The sequence below is a fragment of the Streptomyces sp. NPDC050085 genome (assembly GCF_044460595.1).
Lineage (GTDB): Bacteria > Actinomycetota > Actinomycetes > Streptomycetales > Streptomycetaceae > Streptomyces.
The window spans coordinates 405,999-419,727 of record NZ_JBITJZ010000007.1; the positions used below are offsets into that span (position 1 = coordinate 405,999).

At 69.7% G+C, this 13,729-nt stretch carries 13 protein-coding genes and 3 pseudogenes; 10 read left to right on the plus strand and 6 right to left on the minus strand.

What is annotated here, in order from left to right:
* Position 1: 1 nt before the first annotated feature.
* Positions 2 to 1,018 (plus strand): aldo/keto reductase, encoded by a 1,017-nt coding sequence (locus tag ACIBUY_RS27225; RefSeq protein WP_399153995.1) that lies wholly within the window; start codon positions 2 to 4, stop codon positions 1,016 to 1,018.
* A gap of 107 nt (positions 1,019 to 1,125) precedes the next feature.
* On the opposite strand, the gene ACIBUY_RS27230 is transcribed toward ACIBUY_RS27225, so the two are convergent.
* Complete coding sequence (locus tag ACIBUY_RS27230) at positions 1,126 to 1,977, minus strand: alpha/beta fold hydrolase (protein WP_399153996.1); 852 nt, start codon at positions 1,975 to 1,977, stop codon at positions 1,126 to 1,128.
* 101 nt (positions 1,978 to 2,078) lie between these two features.
* Between ACIBUY_RS27230 and ACIBUY_RS27235 the strand changes: the two genes are divergently transcribed.
* Positions 2,079 to 2,486, plus strand: a complete 408-nt coding sequence (locus ACIBUY_RS27235) for a winged helix-turn-helix transcriptional regulator (protein ID WP_399153997.1) — start codon at positions 2,079 to 2,081, stop codon at positions 2,484 to 2,486.
* A gap of 203 nt (positions 2,487 to 2,689) precedes the next feature.
* Here ACIBUY_RS27235 and ACIBUY_RS27240 read toward each other — a convergent pair whose 3' ends face one another.
* Positions 2,690 to 3,271 carry a YdeI family protein gene (locus ACIBUY_RS27240; RefSeq protein WP_399153998.1) on the minus strand — a complete coding sequence of 194 codons (582 nt, stop codon included), beginning with the start codon at positions 3,269 to 3,271 and terminating at the stop codon, positions 2,690 to 2,692.
* A 113-nt stretch (positions 3,272 to 3,384) separates the two neighbouring features.
* Here ACIBUY_RS27240 and ACIBUY_RS27245 point away from each other — a divergent pair.
* The 3 genes and pseudogenes from ACIBUY_RS27245 to ACIBUY_RS27255 all read left to right on the plus strand — a co-directional run.
* Positions 3,385 to 3,531 (plus strand): annotated as a pseudogene (locus ACIBUY_RS27245) (family 1 glycosylhydrolase); the annotation flags it as partial.
* An 845-nt stretch (positions 3,532 to 4,376) separates the two neighbouring features.
* Entirely contained in the window at positions 4,377 to 4,994 is a 618-nt protein-coding gene (locus ACIBUY_RS27250) for a hypothetical protein (protein ID WP_365571887.1), read from the plus strand.
* Positions 4,994 to 5,590: a hypothetical protein gene (locus ACIBUY_RS27255; RefSeq protein WP_365571884.1), complete on the plus strand. Its 597-nt coding sequence runs from the start codon at positions 4,994 to 4,996 to the stop codon at positions 5,588 to 5,590. The genes ACIBUY_RS27250 and ACIBUY_RS27255 overlap by 1 nt, the downstream gene beginning before the upstream one ends.
* Positions 5,591 to 5,695: 105 nt before the next feature.
* Here ACIBUY_RS27255 and ACIBUY_RS27260 read toward each other — a convergent pair.
* Positions 5,696 to 5,992 (minus strand): annotated as a pseudogene (locus ACIBUY_RS27260) (ROK family protein); the annotation flags it as partial.
* Positions 5,991 to 6,110, minus strand: a pseudogene (locus ACIBUY_RS27265) (transposase); the annotation flags it as partial. The pseudogenes ACIBUY_RS27265 and ACIBUY_RS27260, both read right to left, overlap by 2 nt.
* Positions 6,111 to 6,259: 149 nt before the next feature.
* On the opposite strand from ACIBUY_RS27265, the gene ACIBUY_RS27270 reads away from it, so the two are divergent.
* Together ACIBUY_RS27270 and ACIBUY_RS27275 are read left to right on the plus strand one after the other, a co-directional pair.
* Positions 6,260 to 6,742: a hypothetical protein gene (locus ACIBUY_RS27270; protein WP_399153999.1), complete on the plus strand. Its 483-nt coding sequence runs from the start codon at positions 6,260 to 6,262 to the stop codon at positions 6,740 to 6,742.
* A gap of 474 nt (positions 6,743 to 7,216) precedes the next feature.
* Positions 7,217 to 7,513 (plus strand): LPXTG cell wall anchor domain-containing protein, encoded by a 297-nt coding sequence (locus ACIBUY_RS27275; RefSeq protein ID WP_399154000.1) that lies wholly within the window; start codon positions 7,217 to 7,219, stop codon positions 7,511 to 7,513.
* Between the two features lie 397 nt (positions 7,514 to 7,910).
* Here the strand turns inward: ACIBUY_RS27275 and ACIBUY_RS27280 are convergent, their stop codons facing one another.
* Positions 7,911 to 9,452: an MDR family MFS transporter gene (locus ACIBUY_RS27280; protein WP_399154001.1), complete on the minus strand. Its 1,542-nt coding sequence runs from the start codon at positions 9,450 to 9,452 to the stop codon at positions 7,911 to 7,913.
* 147 nt (positions 9,453 to 9,599) lie between these two features.
* On the opposite strand from ACIBUY_RS27280, the gene ACIBUY_RS27285 reads away from it, so the two are divergent.
* Positions 9,600 to 10,208: a TetR/AcrR family transcriptional regulator gene (locus ACIBUY_RS27285; protein WP_399154002.1), complete on the plus strand. Its 609-nt coding sequence runs from the start codon at positions 9,600 to 9,602 to the stop codon at positions 10,206 to 10,208.
* 217 nt (positions 10,209 to 10,425) lie between these two features.
* Here ACIBUY_RS27285 and ACIBUY_RS27290 read toward each other — a convergent pair whose 3' ends face one another.
* Positions 10,426 to 11,184 (minus strand): DeoR/GlpR family DNA-binding transcription regulator, encoded by a 759-nt coding sequence (locus tag ACIBUY_RS27290; protein ID WP_365571875.1) that lies wholly within the window; start codon positions 11,182 to 11,184, stop codon positions 10,426 to 10,428.
* 265 nt (positions 11,185 to 11,449) lie between these two features.
* Between ACIBUY_RS27290 and ACIBUY_RS27295 the strand changes: the two genes are divergently transcribed.
* Positions 11,450 to 12,277, plus strand: coding sequence for an endo alpha-1,4 polygalactosaminidase (locus tag ACIBUY_RS27295; RefSeq protein ID WP_365571872.1), 828 nt, complete (start codon positions 11,450 to 11,452; stop codon positions 12,275 to 12,277).
* Positions 12,278 to 12,379: 102 nt separating this feature from the next.
* On the plus strand, positions 12,380 to 13,723 hold the full coding sequence (locus ACIBUY_RS27300; RefSeq protein WP_399154003.1) for an ABC transporter substrate-binding protein: 1,344 nt from the start codon (positions 12,380 to 12,382) through the stop codon (positions 13,721 to 13,723).
* Positions 13,724 to 13,729: the final 6 nt, after the last annotated feature.

Below are 13,729 nucleotides of genomic sequence, written 5' to 3' on the forward strand. Positions count from 1 at the left end.
CATGAGCATCCGCTCCCTGCTGCCGGGCCGCATCGGCTTCGGCACCGCGCCGCTCGGCAACATGTTCCGCGCCATCCCCGACGAAGAGGCCGCCGCCACCGTCCAGGCCGCCTGGGACCAGGGCATCCGCTACTTCGACACCGCGCCGCTGTACGGGGCGGGCCTCGCGGAGATCCGTCTCGGCGACGTCCTCGCCGACAAGCCGCGCGACGAGTACGTCCTGTCGACCAAGGTCGGCCGGGTCGTCCTCGACGAGGTCGAGGACCCCGCGAGCCGTGAACTCGGCGAGAAGGGCGCCCTGTTCGAGCACGGCCGCCCCAACAAGATGGTCAACGACTACACCGCCGACGCCACACTCCGCTCCGTCGAGGACAGCCTCGAACGCCTCAAGACGGACCGACTCGACATCGTCTGGGTCCACGACGTCGCCCAGGACTTCTACGGCGACGAGTGGGTGAACGTGTACGAGAGCGCCCGCACCGGCGCGTTCCGTGCCCTGACCCGGCTGCGCGAGGAAGGCGTCATCAAGGCCTGGGGCCTCGGCGTCAACAAGGTCGAACCGCTGGAGATGACGCTGGACCTCGACGAACCGCGCCCCGACGCGTTCCTCCTCGCCGGCCGGTACACGCTGCTCGACCACGAGCGGTCCCTGCAGCGTCTGCTGCCGGCGGCCGCGGAGCAGGACGTCGACATCGTCGTCGGCGGCCCCTACAGCTCCGGCATCCTCGCGGGCGGCAGCCACTTCGAGTACGCCGAGGCGCCCGCCCACATCATCGAGAAGGTCGGCCTGATCAAGGCGCTCGCACAGGAGCACGGCATCGGCATCAAGTCCGCCGCCCTCCAGTTCGTACTCGCCCACCCGGCCGTCGCCGCGGTGATCCCCGGCGCGACGCGCCCCTCCCGCATCGCCGAGGACCTCGCAGCTCTCGCTCAGGACGTCCCGTACACCTTCTGGAAGTCGCTGCGCGACCACAAGGTCATCGCGCACGAGGCTCCGGTCCCGGTGAAGGGCGCGTAGGGCAGTCGCGTTTCGGACGGTTGAGGCGGATGGGGGGGCTCCCCACGTGCGAGCGTGCCCCCACCCGTCCAGCCCCCCGTCGACAACTGCCCTGCTCATGCCGCGATTCATGCCGCGATCGAGCCCTCACCGGCCAGGAACGGATTCAACAACGCAAGCAGGGCGTGTGGTCGGTGCAGAGGAATGATGTGGCCACAGTCCTCGATGACGTGTCCGGTGAGGTCGTCGGTGACGGGGCGGAGTTGTCGTTCCAGCGCAGTGCCGACAGGGTGCGCGCCCACCGCCATGGTCGGCACGGTCAGGCGGGCGGTGGTGACGGCCTGCGAGATCTGCCGTGCGCTTTCGGGCAGGGCCCGGTAGTACGAGAACGCGCGGCTCAATGCGCGGCGGCCCGTGTACGCGCGGACAAAGGCGTCCCGGACGGCAGCGGGCACGCCGTCGCCGAGCGTGCCGGCGTGCAGGAACCAGTCGATGTAGTCGGCCTCGTGACCTTCCAGCACGGTCTCGGCGAGACCGGACGCGGCGGTATGGAACCCGAACCACCACGGCGGTCCGCCGGCAAGGAACTCCTCGGCGCCGGGCAGCCCGCCCAGCACGGACTCCATGACGACCAGACGCCGGACGAGACCGGGATGGCGCAGGGCGAGGAGGAAGGCCGCCGGGGTACCCGCGTCGACACCCACCACGGCGGCCGAGGACACGCCGAGTTCGGCGAGAAGCGCTGCGGCGTCCTCGGCGAGGGTGCCGGCGTCGTACCCGGAGGCGGCCGGGCTGCTCGCGCCGAATCCGCGCAGGTCCGGCGCGATGACGCGGTAGCGGTCGGACAGGTCGGCCATGATGTCTGTCCACAGCTCCCAGGTGTGCGGAAAGCCGTGCAACAGCAGGACGGCCGGGCCAGATCCGGCGAGGGCGACGTTGAGCTCGACACCATGGACAGGGACACGCCGCAGTTCGGGCATGGCGGAACTCCAGAGGTGGTGAGGATTGGTGACAGGGTCACGCTAGGGAACTAGCCTGGTCCCTCCAAGACGGCACTTTCCCCTCAGGTGGTGAGCCCCGGGTGACCACGTCCACGTCCACGCCCGGCGAACCCGACCGGCGGCCCGGTGAGCGCGGCGACCTGCTCGACCCGCTCTGCCCGACCCGCCAGTTGCTCGACCGCATCGGCACCAAGTGGACCTCGATGGTGGTCAAGGTGCTGGCCGAGACGGACCCCGACGAGGTCCGGTTCGCGGAACTCCGACGTCGCATTCCGGGCATCTCGCAGAAGATGCTGTCGGTCACGCTGCAGAGCTTGGCCCGTGACGGGCTGATCGAGCGCCGAGTGGAACCCACAGTGCCGCCCGCCGTCCACTACCGGCTCACCGAACTCGGCCTGTCCCTCGAGGAGCCGCTCTCCGCCCTGCGGATCTGGGCCGAGACACACATGCCCGAGATCGACCGCAGCAACCGGCTCGCCGAGACCTGACAGCACTGACAGCACTGACAGCGCTGGCAGGAAAGCGATGGTGTCGCGCGGGAAGCAGGAAACCGCGCTTCTCTGTGGACCACAGCGGTGGTGGTCACGATGTCCGGATCCCCGGGGCGGTCGTGATCGGTCCGGCTGATGCGAACTGTGGTTTCACCGTGGTGTCTTGATGTCTTTGATCTGCGCGCTGACCGAGCGGTTGATCATGACGGTCGCTCGGACGCCGCCAGTGTCGTCACCATTCGCTTCAGGCGGGCCAGCCGCGTCTTCTGAGTGCGGGCGGTGACCAGGCGGAGGTGCAGGGCGAATTGGTCGGACTTGCCGAGCGTCTCGTAGAACGCCCGCGCCGCCGGGTTCGCATCGAGCGCCGCGACGAGATCCGGCGGCGCGGTGGCGTTCTTCTGCGAGGCGTACGCCGTCTCCCAGCGGCCGTCCGCCCGCGCCGCCTCGACCTCGGCGAGGCCGCGGGGGCGCATCCTGCCCTCGGCGATCAGGGCCTCGGCCTTGCCGACGTTCACCTGCGACCAGGGGGAGCGGGGGCGTCGAGGTGTCGTGCGCTGCAGGAAGTACGTGTCGTCGAAGCCGCGCCGCAGGCCGTCGATCCAACCGAAGCAGAGCACCGTGTCGACCATCTCTTCCCAGGTGAGCGACGGGATGCCGGTATGTTTCTTGGCGATCTTCACCCAGAGCGCGGTCCGCTCCTCGTGATGCTCGTCGAGCCACGCCTCCAACGCGGCCGGGCTCGCGGGGACAAGGATCTCGACGCCGTCCTCGTACTTCTGCATAAACCGCAGGGTAGAGCCCGTATAGGACAGCTGCTGGCCTATTTGAGCGGCCTGTTCAGGTGGCCTGACCGGCTGCCACCGCGGTCAGGAACAGCCCGGCTCGGCTGTACCGCATGCAGCAGCGCTACGGCGACCGGCTGCCGCCCGTCCACCTCACGGAGAACGGCTCCGCCGAGCACGACATCGTCGCCGCCGACGGCCAGGTTTACGACACCGACCGCGTCCAGTACCTCGCCGACCACCTCGCCGCGCTGCGCGCCGACCCGACCGGCCGGCAATGCTGCCTGCCACCCCACTCCCGACTCGGATCGTTCGGCGCGTACTGCTGCGGTGACGACGTAGTGATCGAGGACGGACGCATCGCGCCGCTCGTATCCCTTGGTACTGGGTACTGATCGGCGGACCGGATGGTCGTTACTGCCGGGCTGCTGTCGGCGAGTTGTCCGGCCGGGCCCGCGCGTTCAGTGGCCATCAGTCCGTGCAGGCGGATCTGGTGCAGGGCGTTGAACAGCTCAGCGTTGCCAAGCGTCCCGCCGCCCGCGCGTACAGGGGCAGCGTGGCCGCACGAGCGACGGGCGCCGGAGTCAACTCGGCGGTATGACGCAGTCGTTCGACGGCGGCGTCGACGAGATTGGCCTTGTGCAGTTCGTTTCCGTGCGTCCACAGGACGTACGAGGTGAAGGCGGGATCGTTGAAATATCGGCCGGTCTGCAGGCTCTTGGCTGTCTAACGGGCCGGGGTGCGGCTGTGTCTGGCCTCCACCCGCGCCTCCAACCGGTCTGCCGACGGCCAGAGTTCGGCCACAGCCTGGGAGGCGTGACCGTTCTGCCGGGCGATCTCCGCGAGCCGGACTGCGGAGAGCCCGGAGCGCCTGCTGGGGGCACGGCGCACTGGAGCGCGCCCAGGCGCGCATGGGCGCGCTCCTCGTGCGTGACGATGTCCCTCGTTCGGGCGGGTGATCACGGGCGTGGCCTGTTGGCACCGGCAGGACGGCTACGGTCGCGACCGAGCAGTAGTGATACCGGGCGTCCCTATATCGGGTGGTTTTGGTGAGGGTGCCCTGCCGGGTGAGGAGGGTATGCAAGAGCCCGTCGACGATGGGCGCATGAACAACTCCCTGCGTCCTGTCCCACTCCACTGGCCTGCGCTTTTGGTGGCGACCTTGGTGGCGACCGCTTCGGTGAACACCCCGGCCCGGGCGGACACTTCGCCCTACGAGGTTCAGGCGCAGGGCTCCCGGTGCGTAGGCAGCGAAGGTCGTGATTCGGCGGGCAAGAGTGCCGTCGACGACCGTGAGATCCGCTGGACCGAAGAGACGAAGTACGACGACGCACGCAAGCACAGCAACAGGGCGTGGAGCAGTCACGGGCTTGAGCAGGTCGCCATCCGGGCGGACGTCTGGAACACCAGCAACGACCTGATCTGGAAGGACAAGAACAAGGGGGACGGCGCTCTCGCCACCTACTCCCGCAACCCGAATCTCGGCAAGACCGACGTCATCCACATGAACGACTACTACTTGAAAGCGGGCCGTCCCGGTGACTGGGACAGCACCGTTTGGAGGCGCTTCGCCGCCGCCCACGAATTCGGCCACGCCCTTGGCCTGTGCCACAAGAACCCTGACCAGGGCGCCACGATCATGACCGCGAACGCGCGCTACGCGGCCGACAACAAGCCCACCCGCCGCGACCGCGGCGACTACCACAAGATCTGGGGCAACTGATGGGACGAACGCGCATCGCGGCGGTCACGACAGCCGCAGTTGTCGTCCTGGGGTCAGCGATGGCGTTCACCGTCATGACCTCCCTCGACAAGGAATCCGTCCGAACGACACGGGAGGCCTTGCTCGCCACGGACGTGTCCAAGGACGAGTACCTCGCGGACGCATCCCACGACATCTTCCACGGCACGGTCGTCGGCCTCGCGTCCCAGGCGCGCACCGACCAGCCGGGCGAGATGGAACAGCGGTGGCGCGTGCGCGTGGACCGGGCCTTCAAGGGGGCCGCCTCCGGAACCGTCACCGTCAGCACCACCGCGTACATCGCCAAGGACGGATCCCTGACCGCTCGCGGCGGCGCCGTCGTCCCGGAAGAAGGCAGGACGTACGTCTTCTCCGGCTACTACGCGAGCGACGAGGACCTCTACTGCACCTTCGGCGGCACGACCGGCACCCGCCTGTCGCCTGCTCTCGGGCAACCCCTCGGGCATGACGAGGAGGACCGGATGCTGCACCCGGAACGCTCGCGCGGCCTGCGGACGGTGGAGGACTACTGGGCCGACATGGTCGACAACGCGGTCCAGGGGCCTGTGCTCCACTGAGTGTTCGTGCTCGTCTCGCGGCGATCGCAGGATGTACGAGTGCAAGGTGCCGCTCCGTCTCGCTGCCACAGCTCAGCTCCCCGAGGGATGGAGAAAAGAACGAGCCAGGTTCACGGCGCCGGACAGGACCAGGCCGAGGGTCCGTCCGGCCTCGGTGACGGCGGCCGTCGCCCGCTCGTCGCCGTCGGCCGCGCGCCGCTCCAGCTCGGCGAAGCCCGTCTGCCCCGAGCCCTCGTCGATGCCCGCGGCCCGCAGCAGCGTCGTCTGTCCCGCGTACTGCTCGAGGCAGCCGCGGGCGCCGCACCGGCACTGCGGCTCTTCCTCGTCGACCACGTCGTGCCCGATGTCGCCCGCGAACCCGTGGGCGCCGCGCAGGAGTTGGCCGTCGACGACCAGAGCGCCCGTCGCGCTGCCAACGGCGGAAGAGCCCATAGACGGTCTGCCACGGACCGAAGTACGGCGGCAGATCCCGCCATGGGGCACCGGTCCGTACCCGCCAACGGATCCCGTCGATCAACAGTGTTGTCACATAAGTGACGGGGCTGTCGCGCAACCGAGCACAACGGACTGTGGGGTCGGTGGGTCCAACTGGACGGTACGACGGCGCATGAGCCGCCGTGGCCGCGCGCGGTGACAACGCCTCGCGCCACACCAAATCGGGGAGATCCGTTGAACTCGCGCGCATACCAGGTCCGTTCGTCCGTCGTGGTCTCGGGGACCGCTCTGTTTCTGGCAGCCGCGGGCTTTGCCCTCGCACCGACCGCCTCCGCCACCGATGATGAGAGGGGAATCCTGTCGGTCTCCACCAACGCGCCCGCGGAGGTCGGGCTGGCGGGCCTGCCGGTCGAGTTCACCACCACGATCCGCAGCGTCGGCCCGAACTGGGAGCTGCCTGACAATACGGCGCGACTGGCCTTCCGGATCGACGGGGGTTTGGGTCTGTCCCCGAACGCCGTGAGCCTGGAGTACCGGCTCAGCGGCAAGGTATGGACGAGAGTGCCGCTGAAGTACTCCCACACAGACGGGCAGTTCACCGGAGAGATGCCGCAGTTCACGGTGACCGGGGGTGGTGAACGCACTGTGCAGATGCGCAGCGGGGCCCCATGGGCGCCCCGCACAACGGAGACAGCAACGGTGGCACCGACCAGCTGAAGCTGACCACGACGGTCACCGACCTTTTCACCGGCGACACCACCGGCTCGGACGAGGACACCATCAAGGTCGACGGACTCAGCACCGCAGTGTCCGGAGTCCCCGCCGAGGTGACGGCCGGCGGACCCGCCGCCACCTTCGACGCCGCGGTCGACAACCCCGCCGCGTCCAAGTACCAGAACGTCACGGGCACCCTGCTCACCAGCAAGTACGCTTCCGTGCAGGTACTTCGCTCAGGGACCTGGAAGACCCTCACCCCGGTCACCTCGAAGGCCGAGCCCGATGTCTACGGGTTCAACGTGCTCGGCAAGGATGCCTCGCTCGCCGAGCACAGCAGCGCTGTCACCAAGGTCCGGGTGACCTATCGCAAGGACACGCCCGCGGGGAAGTCCACCGTGCAGCCCTGTATTCGTCAACCAGGGGGCGAAGGCGTTCACCGGCACCACCTCGTGCGGTCCGAAGGCGACTGTGCAGGTGCTCGCACCGGACGCCACCGGGGGCACAGGACCCACCACAGGCACGGGCTCCGCCGCAGGCACGTCCACCCCGACCGCCTCCGCGACCCCGAGTGCCTCGGCCTCGCCCTCCACTGCTGCCCGCACCCCGTCCACGGACTCGGTCGCGACCTCCGGCTCGTCCGGGGCGAACTCCCGGCTGGCCAGCACCGGAAGCAGCCAGACACCCGCCATCGCCGCGGTGGCGGGTTCCCTCCTCCTGGCCGGAGCAGGGACGTTGGGTGTCGTGGCCAGGCGCCGCCGCACCCAGGCCTGACCTCCCGAACAGCGAACCCTGGGGGCGCCGGGTCTCGACCGGCGTGGGGTGGTAGTCGAAGGTCTTGCCCGGGCGTCGGCACTTGAAGAAGGCCTGGATGAAAACGGGGGAAGCCTCAGCCCGGCGGCTCACTGCGCTGACCACGGCCGGCCTGCGAGTCCCTTGGAATCGCCCTGGAGCGTGTCTTCAAAGCGGTGGCGCGGGGTGATGACTCTGGTGAGTCGCTGCTATGAACTGACTGATGAGGAATGGGAGTTGTTACACCCGCTCCTTCCTGCGGCATCGTTCGGTCGTCCTCGTGCGGGCGACCGGATGATGCTGAACGGGATCGTGTGGGGCGGTGTTCATCGTGGTGCTCCGTTCGTGATGTGTGAGTGCTGTGTTGCCGTACGCCGCGTCAGTTGGCGGCCGCCGCGGCGGTGTTCTTGGCGGTGTCGGTGGTGGGCGCGGGCGGACCGGCCTTCTTGAGCGGGATTTCGACGACGAGCAGAGCGGCGATGAAGGCGAGCGCGCACAGGATCGCGGCGGTCAGGAAAATGTGGCCGGTGCCGGTCGTGACCGCGTCGAGGTAGGTGGCCTTGGCCCCGACGGGCAGGTGGCGCAGCGCGCCCGGGTCGTTCTCGGCGCCTGTGGGCAGCGTGGGCTGGACGGCGCGGGTGAACAGCGAGCCGAAGACGGCGACGCCGAGGGATCCGCCCAGGGTGCGGAAGAGGTTGACCGAGCTCATGGCGGCGCCCATGTCGCGCAGGGAGACGCTGTTCTGCGCGATGGTGCCCGACATCTGCAGGGTGAAGCCCAGACCGATGCCGACGAGAACCATGTACAGGCTGGTCAGCAGGTGGGACGTGCCGGTGCCCATGGTGGCGAGGAGCCCGACACCGGCCGTGAGGAACAGGGTGCCGAGGACCGGGAAGACCTTGTACTTGCCGGTGGCCGACATGACCTTGCCCGCGATGGTCGAGACGATCACGACGGGGATCATCATGGGCAGCATCAGGAGCCCCGAGTTGGTGGCCGAGGCGCCCTGCACGGTCTGCTGGAACAGCGGCAGATACAGGCCCGCGCCGAACATGACGACACCGGCGGCGAGGATCATCACCATCGCGAGCGGGTAGTTGCGGTGGTTCGTGAACACGCTCAGCGGCAGCAGCGGCTCGGCGACCCGCTTCTCCACGGCGATGAAGGCGAGCAGTCCGAGCACGGCGGCGGCAGCCAGTGCGAGGATCTGCCAGGAGCCCCAGGCGTAGGTGGTGCCCGCCCATGTGGCGGCCAGCACGATGGCCGTGATGGAGGCGGTGAGCAGGACGATGCCGGCCCAGTCGATCTTCGCCTTGATGTGCTGGGCAGGCACGTGCAGGTTCAGCCACAGCCATACCAGGGCGGCCAGGCCGAGCGGCAGGTTGATGTAGAAGGCCCAACGCCAGTCGAAGTGGCCGGTGACGAAGCCGCCGAGCAGCGGGCCGCCGATGGTGCCGATCGCCATGACGGCGGCGGACATGCCCTGGTACTTGCCGCGCTCGCGGGGCGGCACGAGGGCGCCGATCAGCGCGAAGGCGCCTGCGCCGATGCCGCCTGCGCCGATGCCCTGCACGGCGCGGAAGGCGATCAGCTCGGTCATCGACTGGGCGGCTCCGCACAGCGCGGATCCCACGATGAACACCGCGATCGCCGCCAGGTAGGTGGGCTTGCGGCCGACCAGGTCGCCGAGCTTGCCCCAGATCGGTGTGGTGACTGCGGTGACGAGTGTGTAGGCGGTGACGACCCAGGAGATGTGCTCCAGGCCGCCGAGGTCGCCGACGATGGTCGGCATCGCGGTGCCGACGACCATGTTGTCGAGCATCGACAGGAGCAGGGCGAGCATGACGCCGAGCAGAACCCAGCGCACGTTCTTCGGGCCGGCCGGGGAGGCCGGAGCGGGGAGGGAAGCAGACGTGGACATGCCTGATCACTCCTTTCGGACACGAGAGGGAAGGGGGAGGGCCGCCGGGCTGCGCCTCACGACGACCACTCCAGAAGAGCACAGCAACCCAATAAGTTCAACTGTTGCACTTTTGGAGTTGAGCAACCTGCCGGTAGACTCCGAGCCATGCCCGACACCGCCCCCACCGCGGCAGCGCCGATCGGACGCCGCGAGCGCAAGAAGGCCGCCACCCGCCAGGCCATCGCCGACGCCGCGCTACGCCTGTTCCTCGAGCGCGGCTACGACGACGTCGGCATCCGCGAGATCGCGGATGCTGCGGATGTGTCCACCACCACGCTGTTCAAGCACTTCCCGGTCAAGGAGGCACTCGTCTTCGACGAGGACGGGGACAAGAAGGCCCGTCTGCTCGCCGCAGTACGCGAGCGTCCCGAAGACCAGTCGATTCCCGCAGCGCTGCGCGAGCACGTGCTGACGTACCGCATCGCCGCAGCCGGCGGCGACCCTCGCTTCACCGCGTTCTTCGACCTGGTGAACGCCACACCGGCCCTGCGGGACTACGAGCAGAACATGTGGCTGCGCCACACAGCCGCCCTGGCCCAGGTCATCGCCGAGGAAAGCGGCCTGCCGGACGACGATCCCACCTGCACCGCCCTGGCCCACTTCGCACTCGAAGCTCCCCGCGCGGCCCGCGGCCGCGACGACCCCCGCCAGGCAATCACCCGCGCCTTCGATCTCCTCGAGCACGGCTGGCACACCCTCGCCTCCGACGAATGAACCCGTTGCCGCGCCCCTCGGACAGCTGTCGGCACCACGGGTCAACATGCGGCGGTTCAAGGGACGTTCAGCGCCGGCAGACCGGGCCTTCCCGCATACGCCGCCGAGCCGCTGATCGACCACGCCGAGGTCGGCAACGACTTTTCCCGCCGCACCCACCTCGGCGTCTTCTACGACTCCTCGTCCGCGGCCCCGCAGAGCGTCCCCGCCCGCCGTCTCACACCACCGTCACGCGCACCCCGGCCGCCGCCACCGCCGCCAGTTCGCCCTCGGGAGCGCCCTGATCCGTGATGAGCGTGTGCACGGCCGACAGCGGACAGATCTTCGCGAAGGTCGTACGGCCGAGCTTGGTGTGCTCGGCGACCACGACCGTGCTGCCCGCGTGCTGGGCGAAGGCCCGGTCGGTCGCGGCCTCCAACTGGTCGTGTGTGGTGCAGCCATGGGCGGCGCTGATGCCGTCCACGCCGAGGAAGGTGAGGTCGGTGTGGTGGTCGGCGAGGGTCTTCTCGGCGATGGGCCCGACGAGTTCGTAACTCTCCTTGCGCGCGGTGCCGCCGATGACGATCAGCGTGACCTCGGGGCGCAGCATCACGGCGGCCGCGATGTTCACCGCGTTCGTGACGATCGTGACCCGGCCGCGTGCGGCGAGCAGCCGGGCCACCTCGCTGGTGGTGCTGCCGCCGGTCAGGCCGACCACCGCGCCCTTTGGCACCAGGTCGGCGGCGGCGCGCGCGATGGCCAGCTTCTGCGGGGAACGCCGCTCCAGACGGTGCTGCAGCGGGAGTTCGAGGTTCAGGCCGCCACGGACCGCGCCGCCATGGGTGCGCTCCAGGAGCCGCTGCTCGCTCAACTGCCCCAGATCGCGGCGCACGGTGGCCCGCGAGACGCCGAGCAACAGGGCGAGTCGGCCGACGTCCGCGCTGCCGTGCGCGGCGACGTGCTCGAGTATCCGCGTGTGGCGGTCGCTTCTCAGCACGCCGTGAGCATAGCCCCGGGGCCCGCCTTCTTGACCGTACGAGCATGGACTGTGCGCACTTCTGCGCGAGTTGGCTGCCTTCCGCTCAAGTTCCCGCTCTTGACATGCTCGGCAGCGCTCGCTTAACTCCCTGGCACGCCGATGTCGAACCTCGGCGCAGAGGTACGCCTAGCCGGTGTGCGGCCACGGCCGCGAGCCCGGACTGAGTCGCCAGGACCTTCCGTGTCCGAGGCGGGGACGTGCCCTCCCTCTGTGGAGCTCTGCGATGAGCCTCAAGCGTGTGCTGAGCAAGAGCAAAGGCAAGTCCATGGCGGCGACCGCGGCCCTCGCGGCGGCAGCGGCCTGCCTCCTTCTCCCGAACACGGCCTCGGCCGGTGCGAGCGCGGTCTCCCTGCCCCCGCCGCACGCCGGTTTCGACTACCAGATCGGTGGCGCGTACACCCCGCCGGCCGGCGTGAAGGTGGTCAGCCGGGACCACGAGGCGGCCCCGGCACCCGGCCTGTACAACATCTGTTACGTGAACGCCTTCCAGGCGCAGCCCGGCGCCGAGGGCCAGTGGGACGCCGACCTTCTCCTGCGGGACGCGAGCGGCGAGGTCGTCTACGACGGCGACTGGGGCGAGGCGGTCCTCGACATCCGCACCGCCGCCAAGCGCCAGCGCATCGCCGCCAAGGTGGGCGGCTGGATCGACGGCTGCGCGGCCAAGGGGTTCCAGGCGGTGGAGCCGGACAACTACGACACCTTCACGCGCTTCCCCGACTACCTCACCGCGAACCAGGCCAAGGCCTTCATCTCCCTGCTCGCCGACCGCGCCCACGGCAAGGGCCTGGCCATCGCCCAGAAGAACACCGCCGAACTCGCCGGTGCGGGCAAGGAGAGCGGCCTCGACTTCGCGGTCGTCGAGGAGTGCGGCGCGTACGGCGAGTGCGACGACTTCACCGCCGAGTACGGCAACCACGTGGTCGTGATCGAGTACACCGCGAGCGGACTGCGCAAGGCCTGCGAGGGCTGGGGCGGCGAGCTGAGCATCGTCCGCCGCGACGTGGACGTCTCGCCCGCGGGCAGCAGCGGCTATCTGCGCCGGACCTGCTGACCCTCCGCCGGAATCCACCGGGAGCGCCCGGCCCGCGGAACCACCCCGCGGGCCGGGCGTCCCGGATCCCTCAGCCCAACCGTGAACTCCCTGGAGGCCCTCATGACCGCGCCACCCCGCGGACCCCGGGCACCGGCCCGCCGCAGCGTGCTGCGCGCCGGCTCGGCCGCCGCGCTCGCGAGCGGACTCACCGGTGGGCTCGCCGGTGCGCTCTCCGGCTGCGCGGGCGGAGCGTCCGACGGGGTCGGCGCCGACGGCAGCGTCACCATCCAGCTGTGGCACGGCCAGACGGACACCGCCCTGAAGGTGCTCAAGCGCCTGGTTGCCGACTTCCACCGGGCCCATCCCCGTATCCATGTCGACCTCGGCGGCGGAGTCCTGGCCGACGCCATGCTGCAGAAGGTCACCGCGGCACTCGCCTCGGGCGCCTATCCGGATGTGGCGTTCATCTTCGGTTCCGACCTGGCCAGCGTCGCGCGCAGCCCGCAGGTCGTGGACCTCACCGAGCACGTACGGAGCGATCCGACACCCTGGAACAGCTACTGGCCCTCGGCCCGCGAGGCCGTCACCGTCAACGGCCGCGTCCGCGCGGTGCCCGCGATGGTCGACTGCCTGGCCGTGGTCTGCAACAAGAGGCTGTTCGCCGAGGCCGGCATCGACCTGCCCGAACCCGGCTGGACCTGGGCCGAGTTCACCGACCTGGCCCGGCGCTTCACCGACGCGGACCAGGGCCGCTTCGGCACCGGCTGGCCCGGCACCGGCGACGAGGACACGGTGTGGCGCCTGTGGCCCCTGATCTGGGGCGCGGGCGGAGAGGTGATCGCCGAGGACGGCAAGCACATCGGCTTCGCCGAGGAAGGCGTACGGGCTCTCGAGGTCGTACGGGACCTGGTGCGCGACAAGAGCGTCTACGTGGACCCGAAGCCCGGCAGCGAGCAGATGTACAAGGTGTTCCTGTCCGGGCGGATGGCCATGGTGCCCACCGGACCCTGGCAACTGCCGGACATCACCCAGGCGAAGCTCGACTACCACGTGGTGCCGCTGCCCACCTTCGACGGCGACCCCGTCACCATCTCGGGGCCCGACACCTGGACGGTCTTCGACAACGGCGAGGCGCGCGCCGAGGCCGCCCGTACCTTCGTCACCTGGCTCACCCGGCCCGCCCAGGACAGCCGCTGGGACGTGGAGGCCGGCAGTCTGCCGCTGAGCAGCGGCAGCGAGGCGAGCCCCGCCTGGCGCGCGCACGCCAACGACACAGCCGGCATGCCCGCGTTCACCAAGGCCCTGACCTCGGCCCGGGTCCGCCCGGTGCACCCCGCATATCCCCGTATCTCCCAGGCCCTCGGGGAGGCCATCGTCTCCGTGCTGCTCGGCCGCGCCGCCCCCGCGGCGGCGATCCGCGCCTGCGCCGAAGACGCCAACGCCGCCCTCCTGATACCGCGTTGAGGACCC

Coding starts and splice junctions, on each gene's coding strand:
- ACIBUY_RS27225 (WP_399153995.1), top strand. CDS start 2: ATGAGCATCCGCTCCCTGCTGCCGGGCCGCATCGGCTTCGGCACCGCG.
- ACIBUY_RS27230 (WP_399153996.1), bottom strand. CDS start 1,977: ATGCCCGAACTGCGGCGTGTCCCTGTCCATGGTGTCGAGCTCAACGTC.
- ACIBUY_RS27240 (WP_399153998.1), bottom strand. CDS start 3,271: ATGCAGAAGTACGAGGACGGCGTCGAGATCCTTGTCCCCGCGAGCCCG.
- ACIBUY_RS27250 (WP_365571887.1), top strand. CDS start 4,377: ATGAACAACTCCCTGCGTCCTGTCCCACTCCACTGGCCTGCGCTTTTG.
- ACIBUY_RS27255 (WP_365571884.1), top strand. CDS start 4,994: ATGGGACGAACGCGCATCGCGGCGGTCACGACAGCCGCAGTTGTCGTC.
- ACIBUY_RS27280 (WP_399154001.1), bottom strand. CDS start 9,452: ATGTCCACGTCTGCTTCCCTCCCCGCTCCGGCCTCCCCGGCCGGCCCG.
- ACIBUY_RS27285 (WP_399154002.1), top strand. CDS start 9,600: ATGCCCGACACCGCCCCCACCGCGGCAGCGCCGATCGGACGCCGCGAG.
- ACIBUY_RS27295 (WP_365571872.1), top strand. CDS start 11,450: ATGAGCCTCAAGCGTGTGCTGAGCAAGAGCAAAGGCAAGTCCATGGCG.
- ACIBUY_RS27300 (WP_399154003.1), top strand. CDS start 12,380: ATGACCGCGCCACCCCGCGGACCCCGGGCACCGGCCCGCCGCAGCGTG.